Annotated in this window: 9 protein-coding genes; 8 read left to right on the forward strand and 1 reads right to left on the reverse strand. The window is 39.1% G+C overall.

The annotated features are described in order from the left end of the window. Positions 1-104 precede the first annotated feature (104 nt). From SMI_RS05055 to pyk, 4 genes are all read left to right on the forward strand, one after another. Entirely contained in the window at positions 105-12,521 is a 12,417-nt protein-coding gene (locus tag SMI_RS05055) for a mucin-binding protein (RefSeq protein ID WP_000278319.1), read from the forward strand. A 133-nt stretch (positions 12,522-12,654) separates the two neighbouring features. Continuing rightward, positions 12,655-15,756, forward strand: coding sequence for a DNA polymerase III subunit alpha (locus SMI_RS05060; protein WP_000561499.1), 3,102 nt, complete (start codon positions 12,655-12,657; stop codon positions 15,754-15,756). Between the two features lie 81 nt (positions 15,757-15,837). Continuing rightward, positions 15,838-16,845 (forward strand): 6-phosphofructokinase, encoded by a 1,008-nt coding sequence (gene pfkA, locus SMI_RS05065; RefSeq protein WP_000820885.1) that lies wholly within the window; start codon positions 15,838-15,840, stop codon positions 16,843-16,845. A gap of 58 nt (positions 16,846-16,903) precedes the next feature. Beyond that, a complete protein-coding gene (gene pyk, locus SMI_RS05070) occupies positions 16,904-18,409 on the forward strand; it encodes a pyruvate kinase (protein WP_001042795.1) in 1,506 nt (501 codons plus the stop codon). Between the two features lie 322 nt (positions 18,410-18,731). Here the strand turns inward: pyk and SMI_RS05075 are convergent, their stop codons facing one another. Further along, positions 18,732-19,718, reverse strand: a complete 987-nt coding sequence (locus tag SMI_RS05075; protein ID WP_000204730.1) for an L-lactate dehydrogenase — start codon at positions 19,716-19,718, stop codon at positions 18,732-18,734. 194 nt (positions 19,719-19,912) lie between these two features. Here SMI_RS05075 and gyrA point away from each other — a divergent pair, with 194 nt between their 5' ends. From gyrA to SMI_RS05095, 4 genes are all read left to right on the forward strand, one after another. Beyond that, positions 19,913-22,381, forward strand: coding sequence for a DNA gyrase subunit A (gene gyrA, locus SMI_RS05080; protein ID WP_001154041.1), 2,469 nt, complete (start codon positions 19,913-19,915; stop codon positions 22,379-22,381). Next, positions 22,381-23,124, forward strand: a complete 744-nt coding sequence (gene srtA / locus SMI_RS05085) for a sortase SrtA (protein WP_000078841.1) — start codon at positions 22,381-22,383, stop codon at positions 23,122-23,124. Before gyrA ends, srtA begins: the two co-directional genes overlap by 1 nt. Positions 23,125-23,262: 138 nt before the next feature. Then, positions 23,263-24,060, forward strand: a complete 798-nt coding sequence (locus SMI_RS05090) for a formate/nitrite transporter family protein (protein ID WP_000254775.1) — start codon at positions 23,263-23,265, stop codon at positions 24,058-24,060. 146 nt (positions 24,061-24,206) lie between these two features. After that, the gene (locus SMI_RS05095; protein ID WP_000196324.1) at positions 24,207-25,487 is read left to right on the forward strand and encodes an O-acetylhomoserine aminocarboxypropyltransferase/cysteine synthase family protein; all 1,281 of its coding nucleotides are present in this window, start codon (positions 24,207-24,209) and stop codon (positions 25,485-25,487) included. Positions 25,488-25,498: the final 11 nt, after the last annotated feature.

Below are 25,498 nucleotides of genomic sequence, written 5' to 3' on the forward strand. Positions count from 1 at the left end.
GAAAAGAAACTTGATGTACATTGACTAAATCGGGGGGGGGTGGTATAATTGGAGTATGTAATTGTATACATGATTACAAATCATATAATAAGAAAGTGATAGAAATGTATAAATCAAAAAGACGGAAAAATAAATCTTTTGATTGGTATGGTTTGAGTCAACGTTTCTCTATTCGTAAGTATCATTTTGGTGCTGCGAGTGTGCTGTTGGGGACAGCCTTGATTTTGGGTGCTGCCCAAACGACTGCCAAGGCAGAAGAAACAGCTACTGAAAATAAAACAGAAGCTGTTGCATCTGCTCCAAAAGATGATAAGGCAAGTGAGAATGTCACAAATGTGACGACACCAGCTCTTTCTGCTACGACAGAAGCTGCTGTAGTAGAAAATCCAACCTTGAGTGATGAGGAAGTTGCAAAATTAGCTGCTGAAGCATCTAAGAAAGATGATAAAGCATCTGAAACAGCTACAACTGAAAAAACAGAAGCAGCTGACAAAGAAAAAGCAACACTAACTGCTCCTTTAACTGACAAAAAAGCTGATAAAGCAGTTGATGAAAAAGCTGATAAAAAGGACGAAAAGAAAGCAGAAAACCCAATTACTGCTACTAAAACTGTCCTTGAACAGTTGACATCTGAAGCAGAAGTATTGAACACAACTGCCTCAAACTTTGCGGATAAAAAGGCAGAAGATAAAGCTGGAAAAGAAGCAATCGCAACTGCAGTAGCTTCAGCTAAAATTCAAATCGAAGCTTCTAAAAAAACTCTTGCTGCCGGAGAAATCACTAAGGATGAATTGGATGCCCAACTCCAACGTATCTCTTCTGCCATCGAAGCAGTCTATGATGAGATGAAACGTGCAGGACACTTAGGTAAAGTTGAAGCAGTGTTGGCAGGTGAAACTACTACCAATACAGCAATCGTAGCTCCTACAACTAAGACTCCAGTAAAAAATATTAATAAATTAACGGATGAAGAGATAGCAGCGGTTAAACGTGAAATCATGAATGCTAACCCAAGTATTACAGACCCTTCTATGATTGAAGTAGTACAAGATGGGAATGGAACTGCAGGTGGAGCAACTGTTACAATAAATGGTGTTAAAACTAATATTCCTTCTGGAGATACTGTTGTTGGTACTGCGGGTACAAAAAACTTAGAGCAACTTAAAAATAATATTAACTGGTTCGACTTTGCAGCAGCATCTATTACCTACTCTAATGGTACTGTAGTAGGGCCTGCAAGAAAATTAGCGCAACCAATTACTAAAACCATCACATATCCAAATGGTGATAGAGTTGAAGGTAAAATCACAATGGTTCGTGATGTTACCTATGCTGATGGTTCAAAAGGATTAACTACTGATGATAAATTCTTGAATTCAGGAACTGCAAAATATGTCGAACATTTATACTACACGGGTGGAGCTCAAAATGACCATGAACTTTATGAAGCCCTGCAAGAAGGTATGAAGTTTAATGTTAAAACGAAAGTTGAAGGATATGCTTTAACAGCAACTGTTATTAAACTAGGTTCCAAAGCAGTAGACTCTGATCCAAATAAAACACCAGCAGGACCAGTGAATGCTGTACGTGATTATGGTGATTGGGGTTCTGATAAACAATTAGCAAAAGCACAAGCTGAGGATAAAAGATTCAAAGCAAATGCTACTAAGAACAAAACAACGTTGGCTAATAATCCAACAGTTTCAGTAAATGGTGTAGCATTAACACTGCCAGAATATCCAACAGAAACATTTGCTAATACAGATGCCTATTATTCAAAAGCAGCTGCTTATAATGGAGCAGTTAAAGCTTATAATCAAGCTATTGATGCTCAACAATTATCTGCAACGAAATTGTCAGAAACTGGGTTCACTTATGTTAATGTGAATGGTAAGGCTGTACCGAACGGATCAGCTAATCTTTATAAAAAAATTGGTAACGAAAGAAAAGCGGATGTACTTATAACAGCTCAAGACACTCAATGGTCATACTTAAGGAAAGCAGGATTACCGACAATAAATCCAGACGGAAGTGAAATGCTTACTGCATTCACGTCATCTCGTGATGAATCAAACGTTGGGGTAACATTTGCACTTTCTGCAACATACAATGGTCGTATTGTAGATGTTAACGTAATTGCTGCGGATGCTGAAGAAGCTGGACGTACTGAAATTGTTCAATTCGAGACAGATGGAACGAAATGGGAACAATTCATGGCATTAAATCTTCAAAAAGATATAGATGAAAAAACTGCTCAAGGAGTTTACCCAAGTAGACAAAGTGATGTTAATGCGGATGGACGTCTTGCAGAAGCAGGATATAATCCGAAAGATTGGGTTAACGTAGATGAAAATGGGAATCCTTCTGCGTATGGAACTAATACATTCGGAGCTAACTACACATCTATGGGTTCTAAAAACTCATTACCAATAGCGCTTTCTCAAAACGTTAAGACATTATCAATGTATCTAAACTCTGCAGGTGCGCAAGCTGGTACAATTGGTTTCATGATTTATGACGGTGGAGATGCTCCGCAATCCTATGGGTCAGCTCAACATATCATCGGTGACTTTAATAAAGAAGTTGTTAAAGATGGTGTTAAAACACAAGTAACTGCGACTCAACCCTATCTGGGTAATGTTAAAGGGGATCCAGATTTCCGTTCAACAAAAACAGACCCTTCAGGTGGCTGGGTACTAGATGACTTAATCACATCAGAAAAATATAAAGAAACACCATTAGAGTCAGGTAAAACTGTTGTAACAACAGACAAAGGTGTAACAGGTAAATATTTACTATTACCGAATGGTAATGCTGTGATTGAGAAATCAGATAACACACGTGTGTTATTAAACCAAGGTGATGTTATTGAGATGGTAAATCCGTCAACTAAACTGCCGATTCGTGGTATTTATAACCATACAACTGGTGCATTAGGTGAAGGCACACTTGGAGATGAAGGAGAAAGTCAATTACTCGATCCGGCTGTGGCAACTGAGTATAAACTCCGCCAAGCTCAAGGAAATGAATATGTTCTTGACGGTGTACGAGCCAATCTTGGTGTCAATAATGACAAAGCCTATGTTCGTGGTTGGGTAGATTTCAATAATAACGGTAAGTTTGATCTTAATGAGTCTTCTGAAATTGTTGAAGTTAACCAAAATGGAACGTACAGCATTAAATTTAAAAACACACCACAATTACTAGATACTTCAGCAGATAGTCTAGGTGTACGTTTACGTATTTCACTAACTAAAGATGAAATTTTAGAACCAACTGGTGTAGCATCATCAGGGGAAGTAGAAGACTTTGAAACGCATGTTATCCATATGCCACGTGGTACCAAACATGAAACAAAAGATTTCCAAGGTCGTGAGCAAACTGTTAAGTTACCAACTAATGCGATGTTCACAGCTAGTGGTAAAAACAAAGATTCTAACTATAAACAATGGGCTCAAATTGAAAATGATAACTTGCCACCGAAAATTGTTTTAACAGATAAACAAGTGGCGTCAGAAGAAGCTTACACACCAACAGATAGCGAATTACCATCAAACTATCGTAAAGGTGATGACGGCAAAGTTTTCGTTGAACGTAATGGTGCAACAGTATTCACTGGAGAGTATGTAACCGTTAAGGATAAGAACAATAAAGTTCTCGGTAAAGGTCTAAAAATTACAAATCCATTGAATAACAAAACAGAATACTTATTAGATACATACACTGAATACGATACTGCAGGAAATGAAGTAGGTACCTATAAAGTTAACCCAGCAAGTAACGGTAAGAATGTTTCTATTGGTAACGGTTTATACGAAACTACATTAACTTTCAAACCAGTAGATGCATATGTAGGTACAGCAAAAGGTATCGCAGTACGTGCATGGGATGATAACAATAGTTCAACTGGTTGGGAAGCGACTAATGATACTATTGAAACTTCTAAGACATCTACTACACTAGCAGAAAAAGATAAAGTATTAGAAAATACAAATAATGGAAATAATGGCTATAAATCTATGGATACAAGCTATATTCCAACTGTTATTGACGTTCGTCCTGTTGGTGAAGATACAATTACAGAAGATGTACAAGGAAAACCGCAATCATCAAATCCAACAATTCCAGCTTATGCAACTGTTGAAACAGTAACAAATGATAAGATTGAAGATACTAAGTATGCTGCGAATTTTGTTATTTTAGATAAAACTAAAAAGCCAACATTAGCTACACAAAAAGAAAATCCTGGAAAATTATATACAGAAGATACAAAAGTTGATAAAGAAACAACACTTACATTAACAGACGGTACTACTGCAACTTATAAACCAGTTGATAAGATTCCAGCAAATACTGTAATAGCTAAAGATGGAAATGTGGAAGTAACAGGAACTGGAAATGTAGTTCTAAATAATGTTCGTCTAGTAACAGGAAGCCAAATTCCTGCAGGAGCTAAACCTCAAAGTAATCATCCTACTACAGTAGAAGTTCAAGTTACTTTAGCTGATGGAACTGAGCAAACAATTCCAGCAGGAGGAACAATTCCAGGTGGAGCTACAATTAAGACCCCATTTACTAATACAGCTACAAATACATTTAATAATGTCACATACAATAATGGACAAACTATTCCAGCAGCATCAGCTGGTAAGATTTCTTCATTAGCGAAAGAAACGTCAGCAGATCAATTAGTAGAAAAAGGAAAATCTATTACATTAGATGGCACTACTTATTCTAATAACGATGTGATTCCAAAAGGAACTCGAACAATGACAACTTATGAAGATTTACGAAATGTAACTCTTCCAAATGCAGTTCATATCGATCCTCAAACAGGAGAAGTGACAAGTGTTCCACGTCGTTATACTAAAGTAACTGAAACAGAAATCGTCATTGAAAACGAAGGTACCTACACATTAAATCAAGATACTGGTGAAATTACATTCATACCAGATCCTAAATTCGTAGGAACAGGTACAGGTGTAACAAAACAACAACCGGATGTCGACTATAACGATAAAGTAGCTGGGGACCCAGTAACAAGTAAATATGGTACTGACTACGGTAAAGCCAAGTATATTCCAATCGTTAAGCCACAATCAAAAGCATCAATTACTCGTACAATTCATTATGTATACGAAAATGCTAATGACAATCCAGCAAGTCAAGACTCTTATAAAGATAACGATCCAATCTTAGCAATCGATAACACACCAGTTACTCGTACACAAACGATTGATTATACTCGTGATTATAAGATCTTCTCTGAAGCAGGAACTACTGACACTGCAATTACAACTACCAACCAAGTAACAGATGCATCTGGTCATGTTTATAATGTTGGAGATACTATTCCAGCGGGGACACAGTTCAACCAAGGTTCAATTATCATCGGTAAATGGACAGCTTCAAGTGATCAAAACTCTAAATTTAAAGAAATTATTTCACCAACAGTGAAAGGATATACTGCTGAAGTAGTAACAGCTGACTTCACTCCTCGTGCTGATGGTAAAATGGGACACATCCACAATGGCAAACAACCTGTAGGATTATATACTCCAGTAGCTGATAATAATAAAGATGTTGGGGCATATGAACCATTAGTATCAGAAGTGCGTTCAGACGATAAAGATGATTTCGATATGTATGTTGTTTACAAAGCTGATATTCAAAAAGCTAAAGTAACATACATCGACATAGATGCAACAGGTGATGCTCGTATTCTTGAAGTTCAAAACGCTAATCCAGCTCCAGCAACAGGTGCTGATGCGAAAACAACTTACGGTGTTGCAACACTTCAAGGTAAATCTCATACAGCTATTCCTTACTTAACAGCTGAAACAATCAAGAAATATGAAGATCGAGGTTATGAACTAGTAACAGACGACTATACAAATAATACTCAAGGTACAGCTATTGAGGGTGGACGTAAGTTTGATGATGATAAAGAAGTTGACCAAGCATTCAATGTTTACCTACGTCATAAAAAAGTTACTCGTAAAATTAAAGACACTCAAGAAGTAACACGTACAATCGAGTACAAATATGCAAGTACAGACGATGTACCAGCAGATAAACGTGGAACAACGGCTGCACCAACAGTAACTGAGACACTTCACTTTGAACGTGACCGTACAATCGACTACACATTAGCTGCGAAAGAGTATCCAACAGAATACGCTGCTTATAAAGCTGTGTTAGATGCTAGTGGATATGATTCGCCAGAAGAATACAAAGCTCGTGTAGTTTACTATGACCACATTACAAATAAAGCAATAGCAGCAGATGCAACAGATGCTCAAAAAGCAATCGTTACATTTGGACCATGGACTCCAGTAGGTGGAACATCTAACGATGCAATTACATTATCTGATGCAGAAAAAGCTAAAGATGATAAATTCAACCTTGTTAATTCTCCAGAAGTAACTGGTTATGTTCCAGATAACGCTACTGTAGAAGCAACTGCAGCAATCGATGCAGAAGCAGACGACTACAAGATTACAGTACTTTACACTCCAGTTGCTCAAAAAGCTGTGGTTAAATTCGTAGAAGTAGATCCAACTAATACAGATAAAGTCATTACTCCAGGTCTTGCAGATCCAATCGCAGTAACAGGTAAATCAGAAGCAGCTTACCCAGCTACAACAGCAACTTCAGTAACAGATAAAATTGCTGAGCTAGTTAAGAAAGGTTATGAACTTGTTGATAACGGATTTGTATCAGCAGACAAGTTCGATAAAGATGCTGCAGTTGATCAAGAATATGTTGTGAAATTCAAAGCTAAAGTAGTTGATGTTCCATCATTTGATCCAACAAAACCAGCAAGTAACGATAATCCAAAACCAACTCCAGGTGTAACGCCAATCGATCCAAATAATCCAGATGGACCAAAATGGACTGAAGCATTAATCAACGCTGTAAAAGTACAAGAAGAAGTAACACGTACAATTAAGTATGTATACGAAGATGGTACTCCAGTAGCAGAATCTGATTTAACAAGTGTGGCTGATAAGAAAGTTAAAATACTTAAATTCACTCGTTCTGGTAAGATTAATGTAGCAACAGGAGAAATCACATACGGAGATTGGTCAGCTGATCAAACATTCGAAGCAGTAACTTCTCCTACACTTGAGAAATACACTGCGGCAGTTGCAGGTATAACACCAGCAGTTGCAGACGTACCAGCGAAAACTGTAGCGGCTACAGATAAAGACTTTGAAGAGACAGTAATCTACTCTACAAAACCAACAACGGTAGACCCTAACAAACCAACAGATCCAACAAATCCAAATGTTACTCCACAACCTGATGATGTAGTACCTAACGATCCAAAAGGACGTACTTACAGAGAATTAGGATTAATCGAAGAAGTAACACACACAGTTCACTATAAACTTGAAGATGGATCTGATGCAGGTATTGCTGATAATGTACAAACATTAACATTTACACGTACTGCAGAAGTAGACCCAGTAACTGGAGCAATTTCTAACTTTGGTACATGGAAAGCTAAAGGTGGAGATACAACAATCGATGCTGTAACGACACCAAACAAAGACGGATATGTGGCTTCGGCGAAAACATCTACAGAACGTACAAATGTAGCAGCTACGGATAAAGATAGTGAAGAAACAATCATCTACCGTAAACTTGGTTCATATGTACCAGTAGTACCAGAAGGCATCACACCTCCAGCGGATGCTGACCTAAATCCAAAACCATATCCAAATGCAACTCCAGCAGATCCTACAAAACCAGGAACACCTACTGAAAAACCAGTAGTACCATATATACCTGGAACAACACCAGTAGGACCAAATGGAAAACCATTAACACCGAAAGATCCTAACGATCCAACCAAAGGATATGAAGTACCAGACCTACCAACAGATCCAACAGAAAACACTACAATTACCTATGTTAAAGATGGATCACAAGTAGCTGTTACACACTTCATCGAAGTAAACAGTGAAACGGATAAGACTGAAAAAGGTGCGGTAGCAGAATCAGTAGTAGATACTGGTGATACAGGCAAAGCATTCACTAAAGCTGCTGATGTAACAGCAACAATCGAAGCACTTAAAGCTAAAGGATATACAGTTGTTGAAAATAACTACCCAACAGATGGTACATTCGATGCAGACTCTAAGACTAACCAAGTATACAAAGTTTTAGTAACTGCTAAGCCAATTACTGTAAATCCAAATGACCCAACTCCAACGAAAGATCAGCCAATCGATCCAAATAATCCAACAGGACCAAAATGGACTCCAGAGTTGATCAAAGAGTTAGAGGACGGACGCAAAGAAGAAGTGAAACGTACAATCAAGTATGTTTACGCAGATGGTTCAAAAGCTGCTGATTCAGTACAAGAAACGAAAGAGTTCAAACGTTCAGCAACAATCAATCCAGTAACAGGTAAGGTTACATTTGGGGACTGGTCACCAGCTCAAACATTTGAAGCTGTAACTTCACCAAAAGTTACAAACTTCACTCCAGACAAAGAATCTGTACCAGCGGCAGAAGTAACAGCAACTGCTGAGGATATTAATGAAACAGTAATCTATACTACAAAACCAGCAAATATCGATCCATCTAAACCAACAGATCCAAATACACCGAACGTTACTCCAAGACCTGATGACAGAGTACCAAATGATCCAAAAGGACGTACTTACAAAGAATTAGGATTAATTGAAGAAGTAACACACACAGTTCACTACAAACTAGCTGATGGATCTGATGCAGGTATTGCTGATAATGTACAAACATTAACATTCACTCGTACAGCTGACCTAGATCCAGTAACAGGAGCAATTTCTAACTTTGGTACATGGACAGCTAAAGATAACGATACAACAATCGATGCTATAACAACTCCAAACAAACCTGGATATGTAGCTTCAGCAGCCAAATCAACAGAGCGTACAAATGTACAAGCTACTGATAAAGATAGTGAAGAAACAATTATCTTCCGTAAACTTGGTTCATATGTACCGGTAATTCCAGAAGGAGTAACACCTCCAACAGGAACTGACTTAACACCAAAACCATATGAAAACCCAACAAATGAAGATCCTACAAGACCAGGAACACCTACTGAAACTCCAGTAGTACCATATATCCCTGGAACAACACCAGTAGGACCAAGCGGTAAACCATTAACTCCGAAAGATCCTAACGATCCAACGAAAGGATATGAAGTACCGAAGGTACCAGAAGATCCAACTCAAAACACTACAATTACGTATGTGAAAGATGGTTCTCAAGTAGCTCTAGTTCACTTCATTAAAGCTGATGGAACTGCAGTTCACGTATCAGTTGCGGAAGCAGGAGACACAGGTAAAGCAATCAAGACAACAAACATTGATAACGTTAAAGCTGAATTAGAAGCAAAAGGTTATGAAGTTGTTGCACCAACTGATGCGGCTTATACAGCAGAACGTGTAGCATTCTACGCTGATGCAAACCGTACATTTGATGACAAGGATGACAAAGGTAATGATGAAATTAGTCAAGTTTACTATGTGATCGTTAAAGAAGGAATCACTCCAATCGATCCAGATAAACCGCTAAATCCAAATACACCGGACGTAACTCCAAAACCAGGAGACAAAGTACCAGGAGATCCAAAACAACGTACATTTGAACAACTAGGATTACTAGATGAAGTAAATCGTACAATCAACTACAGATATGCAAATACTGATAAAGTAGATGCTGATAAACGTGGTCAAGAAGCTCGTCCAACTGTAGAACAAAAACTTCGTTACTCTCGTAAAGGTAACCTAAACAAAGTAACAGGTGAAATCACTTATACTTCTGACTGGACTGCACCTCAAACATTAGCTGAAGTAACATCACCAGTTATCGAAGGATATGTTGCAGATATTAAAGCAGCTGAAAAAGTAGAGAACGTAGCACATGATGCAGCTGACTCAGTAGTAAACGTTGTTTACACACCACTAGGTAAATATGTACCAAAAGTACCAGAAGGATTCGAAGTTCCAAAAGTTGAGAAACCTCAATATCCAAACGATCCAACAGATCCAACAAAACCAGGAACACCTACAACAGTGATTCCTTACGTTCCAGGAACAACTCCAAAAGATCCAAATGGAAACCCACTGAAACCAGTAGATCCAAATGATCCAAGTAAAGGATATGTTCCACCAACACCTGAAAACCCAACAGAAGATACACAAATCACTTATGAGAAAGATACTCAAAAAGCGAAAGTAACTTATGTGGTAGAAGGAACAGGAACAGTACTTCACACAGATAACCTAGAAGGTAAATCTGGAGAACCAATTGAGTACTCTACAGTAACAAAACTTGCTGAATTGAAAGCTCTAGGATATGACTTAGTAACTGATGGATTCACAACAGCTACAGATAAGAACTACGATAAAGATACAAAAGTAGATCAAAGCTTCGTTGTAACAGTGAAACCACATGTTGAGCCGCTTAAACCAGTAGATCCAGAAAATCCAAATGATCCAAACAAACCAAACCCAGGTGATCCAATCGATCCTAAGAATTCTGATGGACCAAAATGGACAGAAGATCTAATTAAGAAGATTGATACAACTCGCCACGTGAACCGTACAATCACATACGTTAACGAAAAAGGTGAGGAAGTAGCTAAGAAAGTAACAGATAAAGTTACATTCACTCGTGAAGGTAAGATTAATACTGTAACAGGTGAAAACACTTACGGTGACTGGACAGCTAAAGATGGAGATACAACATTCGATAAAGTTGAATCACCAGTAGTTAAAGGATACATCCTGAAAGATGCCAAACAAAAAGAAGTAGCAGCTACAACAGGATTAACTGCTAACTCTAAAGATGAAAACATCAAAGTAGTTTACGTACCAGTAGGAAAAGTTACAATTACAGTACCACCAGGTGTAACACCACCAACTCCGGTAACAGATACACCATACGAAAATGTACCAGGTGAACCGGGTAAAGTTGTACCACCAAGTCCAACTAAACCACAAGATCCACAAGATCCAAATAGTCCGAAAGTACCAGTGATTCCACATATCCCAGGAACAACACCAGTGGTACCAAAAGATCCAACTAAACCAATTAGTCCAGATAACCCACTAGTTCCATTAACACCAGTAGATCCAAACGATCCAACTAAAGGATATGAAGTACCACCAGTACCAACAGATCCAAGTACAGATACACCAATCACTTACGTAACTGATAAGCAAAAAGCTATCACAAACTTCGTAGATGAAAAAGGTAAAGTAGTATCAACTCCAGTAGTTGATGAAGGTGATTCAGGAGCTAACTTCACTAAGTCTAAAGTTGATGAAGTAACTAAGACTATTGAAAAACTTGAAAAAGCTGGATACAGAGTCGTTAAGAATGAGTTCCCATCTAAAGATACAGACAGAGTATTTGATAAAGATAAATCTGTAGATCAAATCTTCACTGTGACAGTAGCTGAAAGAATTATTCCAGTTACACCAGGTAAACCAGTAGATCCAACTGATCCAAACTTACCGAAGAATCCAGATGGAACTCCAGTAACACCATCTACACCAGAGCCAGGGAAACCAGTATTCCCTAACGATCCAAACAGCCCAGTATGGCCAAATACTGTGAAAGATCTTGTAACTGAGAAATCAGCTACACGTACGATCAAGTATGTGGATCGCAATGGAAACGAAGTTTCTGAAACTCGCACAGAGACTATCAAGTTTACTCGTGAAGCGAAAGTGAACTTGGTAACTGGTGAGATCACTTATGGAGGATGGACAACAGATCGTAACGATGATATCTTCAACGGATACCCAGTACCAGTTGTGAAAGGATACATTGCTAAAGCTGGTGATCTAGAATCATCAACTAAAGATGTACAAGTAACACCTGAGACAATCAAGGATATCAATGAAACAGTGATTTACGATAAGTTAGGTTCATGGATTCCAAATATTCCAGGAACACCAACAAATCCAATCACTTATCCAAATGATCCGAAAGATCCAACACAACCAGGAACAGATAAACCTAAAGTGCCTTATGTACCAGGATTTATCCCTGTAGATCCAGAAGGTCAACCATTGAAACCAGTTGATCCAAATGATCCAACTAAAGGATACGAAGTACCAGAGGTACCTGGTGATCCAACGAAAGATACACCAATCAACTACATTCCTAAGGATCCTACACCAAATCCAACTCCATACCCAGGTCCAACTCCAGCTCCAACTCCTAAACCAGAGCCTAAGCCGGAACCAAAACCTGAGCCAAAACCAGAACCAGAAACTCCACAACCTGTAACACCTGCAGATAATGGAGATAACAACGGAAATAATAATGGTACTCCAGCAACTCCAGCTCAACCAGCAGCGCCTTCTACACCTCAATACATGGATGGTCAACGTGAACTTCCAAATACAGGTACAGAAGATCATGCTAGCCTTGCAGCACTCGGACTTCTAGGAGCCCTAAGTGGATTTGGATTGATTGCTCGTAAGAAAAGAGAAGACGAAGAATAATCATTTTGATTCTCATTAGATGTTAACTTGCAATCAAATAAAGAAAGAACTTGAGATTTGTTATCTCAGGTTCTTTTCTTTCTCTTTTTGAAAATGGTATAATATAGTGAGAACGATAGAGGAGAAGTGTAAATTGATCGCACAACTAGATACAAAAACAGTCTATAGTTTTATGGAGAGTGTCATTTCAATCGACAAGTATGTGAGAGTAGCAAAAGACTATGGCTACACTCATTTGGCTATGATGGATATTGACAATCTTTATGGGGCTTTTGACTTTCTAGAGGTTACAAAAAAATACGGCATTCATCCTTTGTTAGGGCTTGAAATGAATGTCCTTGTAGATGACAAGGATGTGAATCTGCGCTTTTTAGCTCTATCTAGTGTGGGCTATCAGCAGTTGATGAAACTTTCAACAGCCAAGATGCAGGGGGAGAAAAGTTGGTCAGTTCTATCTCAGTATCTAGAGGATATTGCGGTAATTGTGCCTTATTTTGAAGAACTTGAGTTGTTAAATCTAGGCTGTGATTACTATATAGGGGTTTACCCAGAAACACTGGCCAGCGAATTTCACTATCCTATTTTGCCATTGTATCGGGTCAATACATTTGAAAGTAAGGATAGAGAAGTTCTTCAAGTATTAACAGCGATTAAAGAAAATCTACCGCTCAGAGAAGTTCCCTTGCGTTCGAGACAAGATGTTTTTATATCAGCAAGTTCTTTAGAGAAACTATTCCAAGAACGTTTTCCTCAAGCCTTGGAAAACTTAGAAAAGCTTATTTCAGGTATTTATTATGACTTGGATACTAGTTTAAAATTACCTCGTTTTAATCCAGCAAGGCCAGCCGTAGAAGAATTGAGAGAACGTGCTGAATTGGGGCTTGCTCAGAAGGGGTTAACTGGTAAAGAATATCAAGACCGTCTAGACCAAGAATTGGCTGTTATTCATGATATGGGCTTTGATGATTATTTCTTGGTTGTTTGGGATTTATTGCGTTTTGGACGTTCGAATGGCTATTATATGGGAATGGGACGAGGTTCCGCAGTTGGTAGCTTGGTTTCCTATGCTTTAGACATTACAGGGATTGACCCAGTAGAGAAAAATCTGATTTTTGAACGTTTCCTCAATCGTGAACGCTATACCATGCCTGATATTGATATTGATATCCCAGATATTTATCGTCCAGATTTTATCAGATATGTTGGTAATAAATATGGTAGTAAACATGCGGCACAAATCGTTACTTTTTCTACTTTTGGTGCTAAGCAAGCTCTACGAGATGTCTTGAAGCGCTTTAGTGTACCCGAGTATGAATTATCTGCAATTACCAAGAAAATCAGTTTTCGTGATAATCTCAAGTCGGCCTATGAGGGTAACCTCCAGTTTCGTCAGCAAATCAATAGTAAGCTAGAATATCAAAAAGCCTTTGAAATTGCTTGTAAGATAGAGGGCTATCCAAGGCAAACCTCTGTCCATGCGGCTGGTGTTGTGATTAGTGACCAAGATTTGACAGACTATATCCCACTAAAGCATGGTGATGAAATTCCACTGACTCAGTATGATGCTCATGGAGTTGAAGCAAGTGGACTTTTGAAGATGGATTTTCTGGGGCTACGAAATTTAACCTTTGTTCAGAAAATGCAAGAGTTGCTTGCTGAAACAGAAGGTATTCACCTTAAAATTGAAGAAATAGATTTAGAAGACAACGACACCCTAGCTTTATTTGCCTCTGGAAATACAAAAGGTATCTTTCAATTTGAACAACCTGGTGCCATTCGCCTACTCAAGCGTGTTCAACCAGTCTGTTTTGAAGATGTCGTAGCAACTACTTCCCTAAATCGACCAGGTGCTAGTGACTATATCAATAATTTTGTAGCTAGAAAACATGGGCAGGAAGAAGTGACTGTTCTAGATCCAGCTCTGGAAGATATTTTGGCTCCAACTTATGGCATTATGCTCTATCAGGAGCAGGTTATGCAAGTTGCTCAGCGATTTGCTGGATTTAGTCTTGGGAAGGCCGACATTTTGCGCCGAGCTATGGGTAAAAAGGATGCCTCTGCCATGCATGAGATGAGGGCTTCCTTTATTCAAGGCTCCATAGAAGCTGGTCATACTGCGGAAAAAGCAGAGCAGGTTTTTGATGTTATGGAGAAGTTTGCAGGTTATGGTTTTAACAGGTCACACGCCTATGCCTACTCAGCCTTGGCCTTCCAGTTGGCTTATTTTAAAACACATTATCCAGCCATCTTTTATCAGATTATGTTGAATTCTGCCAACAGTGATTATCTATCAGATGCATTAGAAGCAGGTTTTGAAGTAGCCCCATTGTCCATCAATACTATTCCCTATCACGATAAAATTGCCAACAAGTCTATCTATCTAGGTTTGAAATCGATTAAGGGGCTTAGCAAGGATTTGGCGCTTTGGATTATTGAACATAGACCTTATTCTAATATTGAAGATTTTTTAGCTAAACTACCTGAGAATTATTTGAAACTTCCCTTGCTGGAACCTTTGGTAAAAGTTGGTCTTTTCGATTCATTTGAAAAAAATCGTCAAAAAGTATTCAATAATTTAGCTAATCTATTTGAATTTGTGAAAGTGTTAGGAAGCTTATTTGGAGAGACCATTTATAGTTGGCTAGATTCGGAGGACTGGACGGAGCAAGAAAAATTCTACATGGAACAAGAGCTTCTAGGAGTAGGCGTTAGCAAACATCCTCTACAAGCTATTGCAAGTAAGGCTATTTATCCGATTACTCCTATTAGTAATTTGTCAGAAAATAGTTATGCTATTATCTTGATTGAAGTTCAGAAGATAAAAGTAATTCGTACCAAAAAGGGTGAAAATATGGCCTTCTTACAGGTAGATGACAGTAAGAAAAAATTGGATGTTACCCTCTTTTCAGATTTATATCGACGAGTTGGTCAGGAAGTAAGAGAAGGAGACTTCTACTATATTAAAGGGAAAGTCCAGTCACGTGACGGTCGTCTGCAAATGATTGCACAAGAAATAAGAGAAGCAGTTGCTGAGCGCTTTTGGATTCAGGTGAAGAATCATGATTTGGATCAAGAAATTTCACGTATTTTAGACCAGTATAAAGGCCCAATCCCAGTCATTATCAGGTATGAAGAGGAACAGAAAACTATTGTTTCTCCCCATCATTTTGTGACTAAATCTGATGAATTAGAAGCGAAATTGAATGGAATCGTTATGAAAACGATTTATCGTTAAAATTACGGAAAATAGAAGAATTTTCCATTTAAATGTGATATAATCAGTAGGAATGTTAAAAGAAAAAGGAGCATAAACTAAATGAAACGTATTGCTGTTTTGACTAGTGGTGGAGACGCCCCTGGTATGAACGCTGCCATCCGCGCAGTTGTTCGTCAAGCAATTTCAGAAGGAATGGAAGTTTTTGGTATCTATGATGGATATGCTGGTATGGTTGCTGGTGAAATTTATCCCCTAGATGCAGCTTCAGTAGGAAACATCATTTCCCGTGGTGGTACCTTTCTTCACTCTGCTCGTTACCCAGAGTTCGCTCAACTTGAAGGGCAACTTAAAGGAATTGAGCAATTGAAAAAACACGGGATTGAAGGTGTAGTTGTTATCGGTGGTGACGGATCTTACCACGGTGCTATGCGTTTGACTGAGCATGGTTTCCCAGCTATCGGTCTTCCAGGTACAATCGATAACGATATCGTTGGTACTGACTTCACAATCGGTTTTGACACAGCGGTTACGACTGCTATGGACGCTATCGATAAGATTCGTGATACATCATTAAGTCACCGTCGTACTTTTGTCATCGAAGTTATGGGACGTAACGCAGGTGATATCGCTCTTTGGGCAGGTATCGCAACTGGTGCTGATGAAATCATCATTCCTGAAGAAGACTTCAAGATTGAAGATATCGTAGAAAGCATTAAATGTGGTTATGAATGTGGTAAAAGACACAATATCATCGTTTTGGCAGAAGGTGTGATGTCAGCAGATGAATTTGGTCAAAAACTAAAAGAAGCTGGAGATACGACCGATCTTCGTGTGACAGAACTTGGACATATTCAACGTGGTGGTTCTCCAACTGCGCGTGACCGTGTATTGGCGTCGCGTATGGGTGCGCATGCTGTTAAACTTCTTAAAGAAGGTATCGGTGGGGTTGCGGTTGGTATCCGGAACGAGAAAATGGTTGAAAACCCAATTCTTGGAACTGCAGAAGAAGGAGCATTGTTTAGCTTGACTGCAGATGGTAAGATTGTGGTTAACAACCCGCACAAAGCTGACCTTGAGCTATCTAGCTTGAATAAGAGCTTGTCATAATCTATAATTTAGTTAATAAGACCAAAAAGGTCATATATATAAAGGAGTCACAAAAATCATGAATAAACGTGTAAAAATCGTTGCAACTTTGGGTCCTGCGGTAGAAATCCGTGGTGGTAAAAAATTTGGTGATGACGGATACTGGGGTGAAAAACTTGATGTTGAAGCTTCAGCTAAAAACATTGCTAAATTGATTGAAGCTGGTGCTAACACATTCCGTTTTAACTTCTCACACGGTGACCACCAAGAACAAGGTGAGCGTATGGCAACTGTTAAACTTGCTGAAAAACTTGCAGGTAAAAAAGTTGGTTTCCTTCTTGATACAAAAGGACCAGAAATCCGTACAGAATTGTTCGAAGGTGAAGCTAAAGAGTATTCATACAAAACTGGTGAAAAAATCCGTGTTGCAACTAAACAAGGAATCAAATCAACTCGTGAAGTGATTGCATTGAACGTTGCTGGTGCTCTTGATATCTATGATGATGTTGAAGTTGGTCGTCAAGTTTTGGTTGACGATGGTAAACTTGGTCTTCGTGTGGTTGCTAAAGATGACGCAACTCGTGAATTCGAAGTTGAAGTTGAAAACGATGGTGTAATTGCTAAACAAAAAGGTGTTAACATTCCTAACACTAAAATTCCTTTCCCAGCTCTTGCTGAACGCGATAACGATGATATCCGCTTTGGTCTTGAACAAGGTATTAACTTTATCGCGATTTCATTCGTACGTACTGCTAAAGACGTTAACGAAGTTCGTGCAATCTGTGAAGAAACTGGAAACGGACACGTTCAATTGTTCGCTAAAATTGAAAACCAACAAGGTATCGATAACTTGGATGAAATCATCGAAGCTGCTGATGGTATCATGATCGCTCGTGGTGACATGGGTATTGAAGTACCATTCGAAATGGTTCCAGTTTACCAAAAAATGATTATCACTAAAGTCAATGCCGCTGGTAAAGTTGTTATCACTGCAACAAACATGCTTGAAACAATGACTGAAAAACCACGTGCAACTCGTTCAGAAGTATCAGACGTATTTAACGCTGTTATCGACGGAACTGACGCAACAATGCTTTCAGGTGAGTCTGCAAACGGTAAATACCCACTTGAGTCAGTAACTACAATGGCTACAATCGACAAGAACGCTCAAACTCTTCTTAACGAATACGGACGTTTGAACTCAGATTCATTTGAACGTAACTCTAAGACAGAAGTAATGGCTTCAGCTGTTAAAGATGCTACTAACTCAATGGATATCAAATTGGTTGTAACTCTTACTAAGACAGGTCACACTGCACGTTTGATTTCTAAATACCGTCCAAATGCTGACATCTTGGCATTGACATTCGACGAATTGACAGAACGTGGATTGATGTTGAACTGGGGTGTTATCCCAATGTTGACAGATGCTTCATCATCAACTGACGATATGTTCGAAATCGCTGAACGTAAAGCAGTTGAAGCAGGACTTGTACAATCTGGTGACGATATCGTTATCGTAGCTGGTGTGCCAGTTGGAGAAGCTGTTCGTACAAACACAATGCGTATCCGCACAGTACGCTAAGTAAAATGAAAAAAGCCTATCATATCAAGCTTTCTAGCCTGTATGATGGGCTCTTTTTTTGTCCAGGGAGCAAAAAAGGGCAAAACTTTTTATTTTCTACTCAATGCGATGGTATCAATATCAAGTGCGTCAAGCACTGCTTGCTACAGACTTTTTGTAACGTGAGTATAGATCTAATTGGTAGTTTTCGGATTTATGCCCAAACTGTGACATGATAGCTTTTAAAGTTATGTTGTTCTTTTACGTAAACTTCATAAAATGTTTAGTTCAAATACAGAAAAAAATAACTCCCTGATGACTCAAGGAGTTATTCCTATCTAAATTAGTTTTTAGAAGCAGCTTGTAATTCTGGGTTTTTCCATGCTTCGTTAATAATAGCTTGCAATTCTTTAGCAGATGCTTGCATTTTTTGAGTTTCTGCGTCGTTCAATGGGATATTTACTGGACGAACGATACCATGTGCACCAACAACAGCTGGTTGACCGATAAAGACGTTCTCAACTCCGTATTGACCTTTTTGGAATACTGAAAGTGGAAGTACTGCGTTTTCATCGTCAAGGATTGCTTTAGTGATACGAGCAAGGGCTACTGCGATACCGTAGTATGTTGCACCTTTTTTGTTGATGATTGTGTAGGCTGCATCACGAACACCTTCGAACAATTCAATCAATTCAGCTTCTTGAACATTTTGAGTGTCTTTAAGGAATTCTTCAAGGTTTACACCAGCGATGTTAGCGTGTGACCAAACAGCGAACTCAGAGTCACCGTGTTCACCCATGATGTAGGCGTGTACTGAACGAGCATCCACATCCAATTTTTCAGCAAGTGCTTGACGGAAACGAGCTGAGTCGAGTGAAGTACCTGAACCGATAACACGTTCTTTAGGGAATCCAGAGAATTTCCAAGTTGAGTAAGTCAAGACGTCAACTGGGTTAGCAGCAACAAGGAAGATACCCTTGAAACCTGATTCAACAACTTGAGTTACGATTGATTTGTTGATAGCAAGGTTTTTACCCACAAGGTCAAGACGAGTTTCACCTGGTTTTTGAGGCGCACCTGCAGTGATCACAACAAGGTCAGCGTCTGCACAGTCAGAGTATTGAGCTGCATAGATTTTTTTAGGTGAAGTGAAGGCAAGGGCGTGACTAAGGTCAAGTGCGTCTCCAACAGCTTTTTCATGCAATTGTGGAATTTCGATAATTCCAAGCTCTTGTGCAATTCCTTGGTTAACCAGTGCAAAAGCGTAAGAAGAACCTACAGCACCATCACCGACAAGGATAACTTTTTTGTGTTGTTTAGTTGAAGTCATTATTCTAAACATCTCCTTAATTTTATTCAGGGATTTCCCCAGTTATTTTAATTTTATCACTTTTAAAAAGCTTTGTCACGGATATGCTTTGCAGTTCTTGATGTAAACGTTTTAGCGATTTTAGATACCTGAAATATAGCGGACATTATGGTATAATATAGTTAATTACTAATAGTGAAATGAGGCATTTATTAATGCAGGATAGAAATTTAGTGAATGTCAATCTGACAAAGGAGATGAAGACGAGTTTTATCGATTACGCCATGAGTGTTATCGTAGCGCGGGCTCTTCCTGATGTTCGAGATGGCTTGAAACCTGTTCACCGTCGGATTCTCTATGGAATGAATGAATTGGGTGTTACTCCAGACAAACCCCATAAAAAATCTGCTCGTATTACAGGGGACGTCATGGGTAAATACCACCCACACGGGGATTCCTCTATTTATGAAGCCATGGTCCGTATGGCTCAATGGTGGAGCTACCGTTACATGCTTGTAGATGGTCATGGAAACTTTGGTTCCATGGATGGTGATGGTGCTGCCGCCCAGCGTTATACTGAGGCACGTATGAGCAAGATTGCTCTAGAGATGCTTCGTGATATCAATAAAAATACGGTTGATTTCGTCGATAACTATGATGCCAATGAACGTGAACCCTTGGTCTTGCCAGCGCGCTTTCCAAACCTTTTGGTCAATGGAGCAACTGGTATTGCTGTTGGGATGGCTACCAACATTCCTCCTCATAACTTGGGTGAAACCATTGATGCAGTGAAGTTGGTCATGGACAATCCTGAAGTGACTACCAAGGACTTGATGGAAGTCTTGCCTGGTCCAGATTTTCCAACAGGTGCTCTTGTCATGGGGAAATCAGGCATTCATAAGGCTTATGAAACAGGTAAAGGTTCTATTGTCCTTCGTTCTCGTACTGAAATTGAAGAAACTAAGACTGGCCGTGAGCGCATCGTTGTAACGGAATTTCCTTACATGGTCAATAAAACCAAGGTGCATGAGCATATTGTTCGTTTGGTTCAGGAAAAACGCATTGAGGGGATCACAGCGGTTCGTGATGAATCTAACCGAGAAGGTGTGCGATTTGTTATCGAGGTCAAACGTGATGCCTCTGCAAATGTTATCCTCAATAATCTTTTCAAGATGACCCAGATGCAAACCAATTTTGGTTTTAATATGTTGGCGATTCAAAATGGTGTACCGAAGATTTTGTCTCTTCGTCAGATTTTGGATGCTTATATCGAGCACCAAAAAGAAGTAGTTGTTCGTCGGACACGTTTTGATAAGGAAAAAGCGGAAGCGCGTGCGCATATCTTAGAAGGTCTCTTGATTGCGCTAGACCATATCGACGAAGTGATTCGTATCATCCGTGCTAGTGAAACAGACGAAGAAGCTCAAGCCGAGTTGATGAGCAAGTTTAAGCTTTCTGAACGTCAAAGTCAGGCTATCCTAGACATGCGCCTTCGTCGTTTGACAGGTTTGGAACGCGATAAGATTCAGTCTGAGTATGATGACTTGTTGGCTCTGATTGCGGATTTGGCGGATATTCTTGCTAAGCCAGAACGTGTTTCTCAAATCATTAAAGATGAATTAGACGAAGTTAAGCGTAAGTTTGGCGACCAACGTCGTACAGAGTTGATGGTGGGTGAAGTCTTGAGTCTTGAAGATGAGGATTTGATTGAAGAATCGGATGTCTTGATTACGCTTTCTAACAAGGGATACATTAAACGTCTGGACCAAGCTGAATTTACTGCTCAAAAACGTGGTGGTCGTGGTGTTCAAGGAACAGGTGTTAAGGATGACGATTTTGTCCGAGAGTTAGTGTCGACTAGCACCCATGATCACCTACTCTTCTTTACAAATAAAGGACGTGTCTATCGCCTGAAGGGTTATGAAATTCCTGAGTATGGTCGGACGGCCAAAGGTTTACCAGTAGTTAATCTCTTGAAATTGGATGAAAGCGAAAGTATTCAGACTATTATCAATGTTGAGTCTGAACGCAGCGATGATGCTTACCTCTTCTTCACAACCCGTCATGGTATTGTGAAGAGAACCAGCGTCAAGGAATTTGCTAACATTCGTCAGAATGGTCTCAAGGCTTTGAACCTCAAGGATGAAGATGAGTTGATTAATGTCTTGTTGACGGAAGAAGATACGGATATTATCATTGGTACCAAGTTTGGTTATGCAGTTCGTTTTAATCAATCAACTGTTCGTGGCATGAGTCGTATCGCCACTGGTGTGAAAGGTGTTAACCTTCGTGACGGAGACACAGTTGTTGGTGCTAGTGTGATTACAGACCAGGACGAGGTTCTTATCATTACTGAAAAAGGATATGGTAAGCGTACAGTCGCGACTGAATATCCAACAAAAGGTCGTGGTGGTAAAGGGATGAAGACGGCTAATGTGGCTGAGAAAAATGGTCCTCTATCAGGTCTCTTGACTGTGAAAGGTGATGAAGACTTGATGATTATCACTGATACAGGTGTCATGATTCGAACCAATGTTGCCAATATTTCACAAACAGGGCGTTCAACTATGGGAGTTAAAGTAATGCGTCTGGATCAAGATGCTAAAATTGTGACCTTTACTACGGTTGCAGCGGCAGAAAAAGAAGAAGTTGGGACAGAAAATGAAACTGAAGGTGAAGCATAATGTCTCAAAAAAATAATAAGAAGAAAAACAAACGAAAAAATCTACTGACAAATATTCTAGCAGGATTTCTGATACTACTATCAATTGCTTTGATTTTTAATGCTAAAATTCGTGATATTTTCATAGTTTGGAATACCAATAAGTACCAAGTTAGTCAGGTATCAAAAGAAAAAATAGAAGAAAATCAGGATACAGAAGGAAATTTTGATTTTGATTCTGTCAATGCTATCTCTTCTGAAGCGGTTCTAGCTTCTCAATGGGATGCTCAAAAATTACCAGTTATCGGCGGAATTGCAGTCCCTGAATTAGAAATGAATCTACCAATTTTTAAAGGGCTGGATAATGTCAATCTCTTCTATGGTGCTGGTACGATGAAACGCGATCAAGTGATGGGGAAAGGAAATTATAGTCTAGCTAGTCATCATATTTTTGGTGTCAATAATGCTAATAAAATATTATTTTCTCCTTTGGATAACGCTAAAAATGGTATGAAGATTTATCTAACCGATAAAAATAAAGTTTATACTTATGAAATACGTGAAGTCAAACGTGTTACACCGGATCGTGTTGATGAAGTTGATGATAGAGATGGGGTCAATGAGATTACATTAGTAACCTGTGAAGACCTTGCTGCTACAGAACGTATTATTGTAAAAGGCGATTTGAAAGAAACAAAAGATTATTCACAAACATCTGATGAAATCCTAACAGCTTTCAATCAACCATATAAACAATTTTATTAATACAAATCAGTGAAATCATGGATTTCACTGATTTTTTAAGATTTTCATAAAAATAAACTTTTATGAAATGCGGAAAACGCTTCCTAAAACCTAAAGTTTGTGATATAATTATCAGGTAAAAATTTTTAGGAGTTTATTATGGTTTCTTCAGAATTTATCTCAAAGATTGAATTTGCTTGCAAGAAGAAAGAAAGTCTTTATAGTCAAAGCAAATTTAAGTATGCGATTCGTTCCATGTTTGCAGGTGCATTTTTGACCTTCAGTACTGCTGCTGGTGCAGTTGGGGCTGACTTGATTAATAAAATTGCACCAGGTAGTGGACGTTTCCTCTTCCCATTTGTCTTTGCTTGGGGATTGGCCTACATTGTTTTCTTGAATGCCGAGTTGGTAACATCAAATATGATGTTCTTGACTGCTGGTAGTTTCTTGAAAAAAATCTCTTGGAGAAAAACAGCTGAGATTTTACTTTACTGTACCTTGTTTAACCTTATCGGGGCTTTGATAGCAGGTTGGGGCTTTGCCCACTCAGCAGCTTATGCACATCTGACACACGATAGTTTCATCTCAGGGGTTGTTGAGATGAAGTTAGGCCGTTCAAATGAATTAATCTTGCTTGAGGCGATTTTGGCAAATATTTTCGTAAATATTGCGATTCTGTCATTTGTTTTGGTCAAAGATGGTGGTGCCAAACTTTGGCTTGTGTTGTCAGCTATTTACATGTTTGTATTCTTAACAAACGAGCACATTGCGGCGAACTTTGCTTCTTTCGCGATTGTGAAATTCAGTGTTGCTGCTGATACTATTGCTAACTTCGGTGTTGGAAATATGCTCCGTCACTGGGGAGTAACCTTCATTGGAAACTTTATCGGAGGCGGCCTCTTGATGGGTCTTCCATATGCCTTCCTCAATAAAAACGAAGATACTTATGTAGATTAAGAAAATGAGCACGATTGAGTCGTGCTTTTTTCAATTTTGTAAGAAGTAATAGCCACTCCTTATATCAAAATATAGAAAAGAGGTATTAGTCAAGATAGGCCGACAGTGCTAGAATATCCTTAATGAAACTATATGGAGGTCACCTTATGACTCGTGATTTTAAATTTGAAACTTTGCAACTACATGCTGGTCAAGTTGTGGATCCAGCTACTAAGTCTCGTGCAGTGCCGATTTATCAAACAACATCCTTCGTTTTTGATGACACGCAGGAAGGTGCCGATTTGTTTGCCTTGAGAAAACCAGGCAACATTTATACTCGTATCACCAATCCTACAACAGCTGCCTTTGAAGAAAGAATTGCTGCTCTTGAAGGTGGTGTTGGAGCTCTTGCAACAGCATCAGGTATGGCTGCAGTGACTTATACGATTTTAGCGCTTGCCCATGCAGGTGACCATGTAGTGGCTGCTTCGACTATTTACGGTGGAACCTTCAATCTTTTGAAAGAAACCCTTCCTCGTTATGGGATCACAACAACCTTTGTCGATGTGGATAATTTGGAGGAAGTAGAAGCAGCAATCAATAATAATACCAAGCTTGTCTTGATTGAAACCTTGGGCAACCCCTTGATTAACATTCCAGACTTGGAAAAATTGGCAGAGATTGCTCATAAGCATCAGATTCCACTTGTTTCTGACAATACATTTGCTACACCTTATTTGATTAACGTCTTCTCTCACGGCGTAGATATTGCCATTCATTCTGCGACTAAGTTTATCGGTGGGCATGGTACGACTATTGGTGGAGTGATTGTCGATAGCGGTCGTTTTGACTGGGCGGCTTCAGGGAAATTCCCTCAATTTGTTGAGGAAGACCCAAGCTACCACAATTTGAGCTATACTCGTGATGTCGGTGCAGCAGCCTTTATTATAGCTGTCCGTGTTCAATTGCTCCGTGATACAGGTGCAGCCTTGTCACCATTTAATGCCTTTCTCTTGCTCCAAGGACTTGAAACCCTTTCACTTCGTGTGGAACGTCATGTACAAAATGCAGAGAAAATTGTTGATTTCCTTGTCAACCATCCTAAGGTAGAAAAAGTTAACTATCCAAAATTGGCTGATAGTCCTTATCATGCCTTGGCTGAGAAATACTTGCCAAAAGGTGTGGGCTCAATCTTTACCTTCCATGTCAAAGGTGGCGAGGAAGAAGCACGCAAGGTTATTGATCATTTAGAAATCTTTTCTGACCTAGCAAACGTGGCAGATGCTAAATCGCTTGTTGTCCATCCAGCAACAACCACTCACGGTCAATTGTCAGAAAAAGACCTAGAAGCAGCAGGTGTCACACCAAACCAAATTCGCTTGTCTATCGGACTTGAAAATGTAGATGATTTGATTGAGGACTTGCGCTTGGCCTTGGAAAAAATTTAAAGTAAAAGAAG

The sequence above is a fragment of the Streptococcus mitis B6 genome, assembly GCF_000027165.1.
In the GTDB taxonomy this organism is placed as follows: Bacteria; Bacillota; Bacilli; order Lactobacillales; family Streptococcaceae; genus Streptococcus; species Streptococcus mitis_AR.

Excerpts from the sequence above, each read along its gene's own strand:
- SMI_RS05055 (WP_000278319.1), top strand. The coding sequence starts at position 105 with ATGTATAAATCAAAAAGACGGAAAAATAAATCTTTTGATTGGTATGGT.
- pfkA (WP_000820885.1), top strand. The coding sequence starts at position 15,838 with ATGAAACGTATTGCTGTTTTGACTAGTGGTGGAGACGCCCCTGGTATG.
- pyk (WP_001042795.1), top strand. The coding sequence starts at position 16,904 with ATGAATAAACGTGTAAAAATCGTTGCAACTTTGGGTCCTGCGGTAGAA.
- SMI_RS05075 (WP_000204730.1), bottom strand. The coding sequence starts at position 19,718 with ATGACTTCAACTAAACAACACAAAAAAGTTATCCTTGTCGGTGATGGT.
- gyrA (WP_001154041.1), top strand. The coding sequence starts at position 19,913 with ATGCAGGATAGAAATTTAGTGAATGTCAATCTGACAAAGGAGATGAAG.
- srtA (WP_000078841.1), top strand. The coding sequence starts at position 22,381 with ATGTCTCAAAAAAATAATAAGAAGAAAAACAAACGAAAAAATCTACTG.
- SMI_RS05090 (WP_000254775.1), top strand. The coding sequence starts at position 23,263 with ATGGTTTCTTCAGAATTTATCTCAAAGATTGAATTTGCTTGCAAGAAG.
- SMI_RS05095 (WP_000196324.1), top strand. The coding sequence starts at position 24,207 with ATGACTCGTGATTTTAAATTTGAAACTTTGCAACTACATGCTGGTCAA.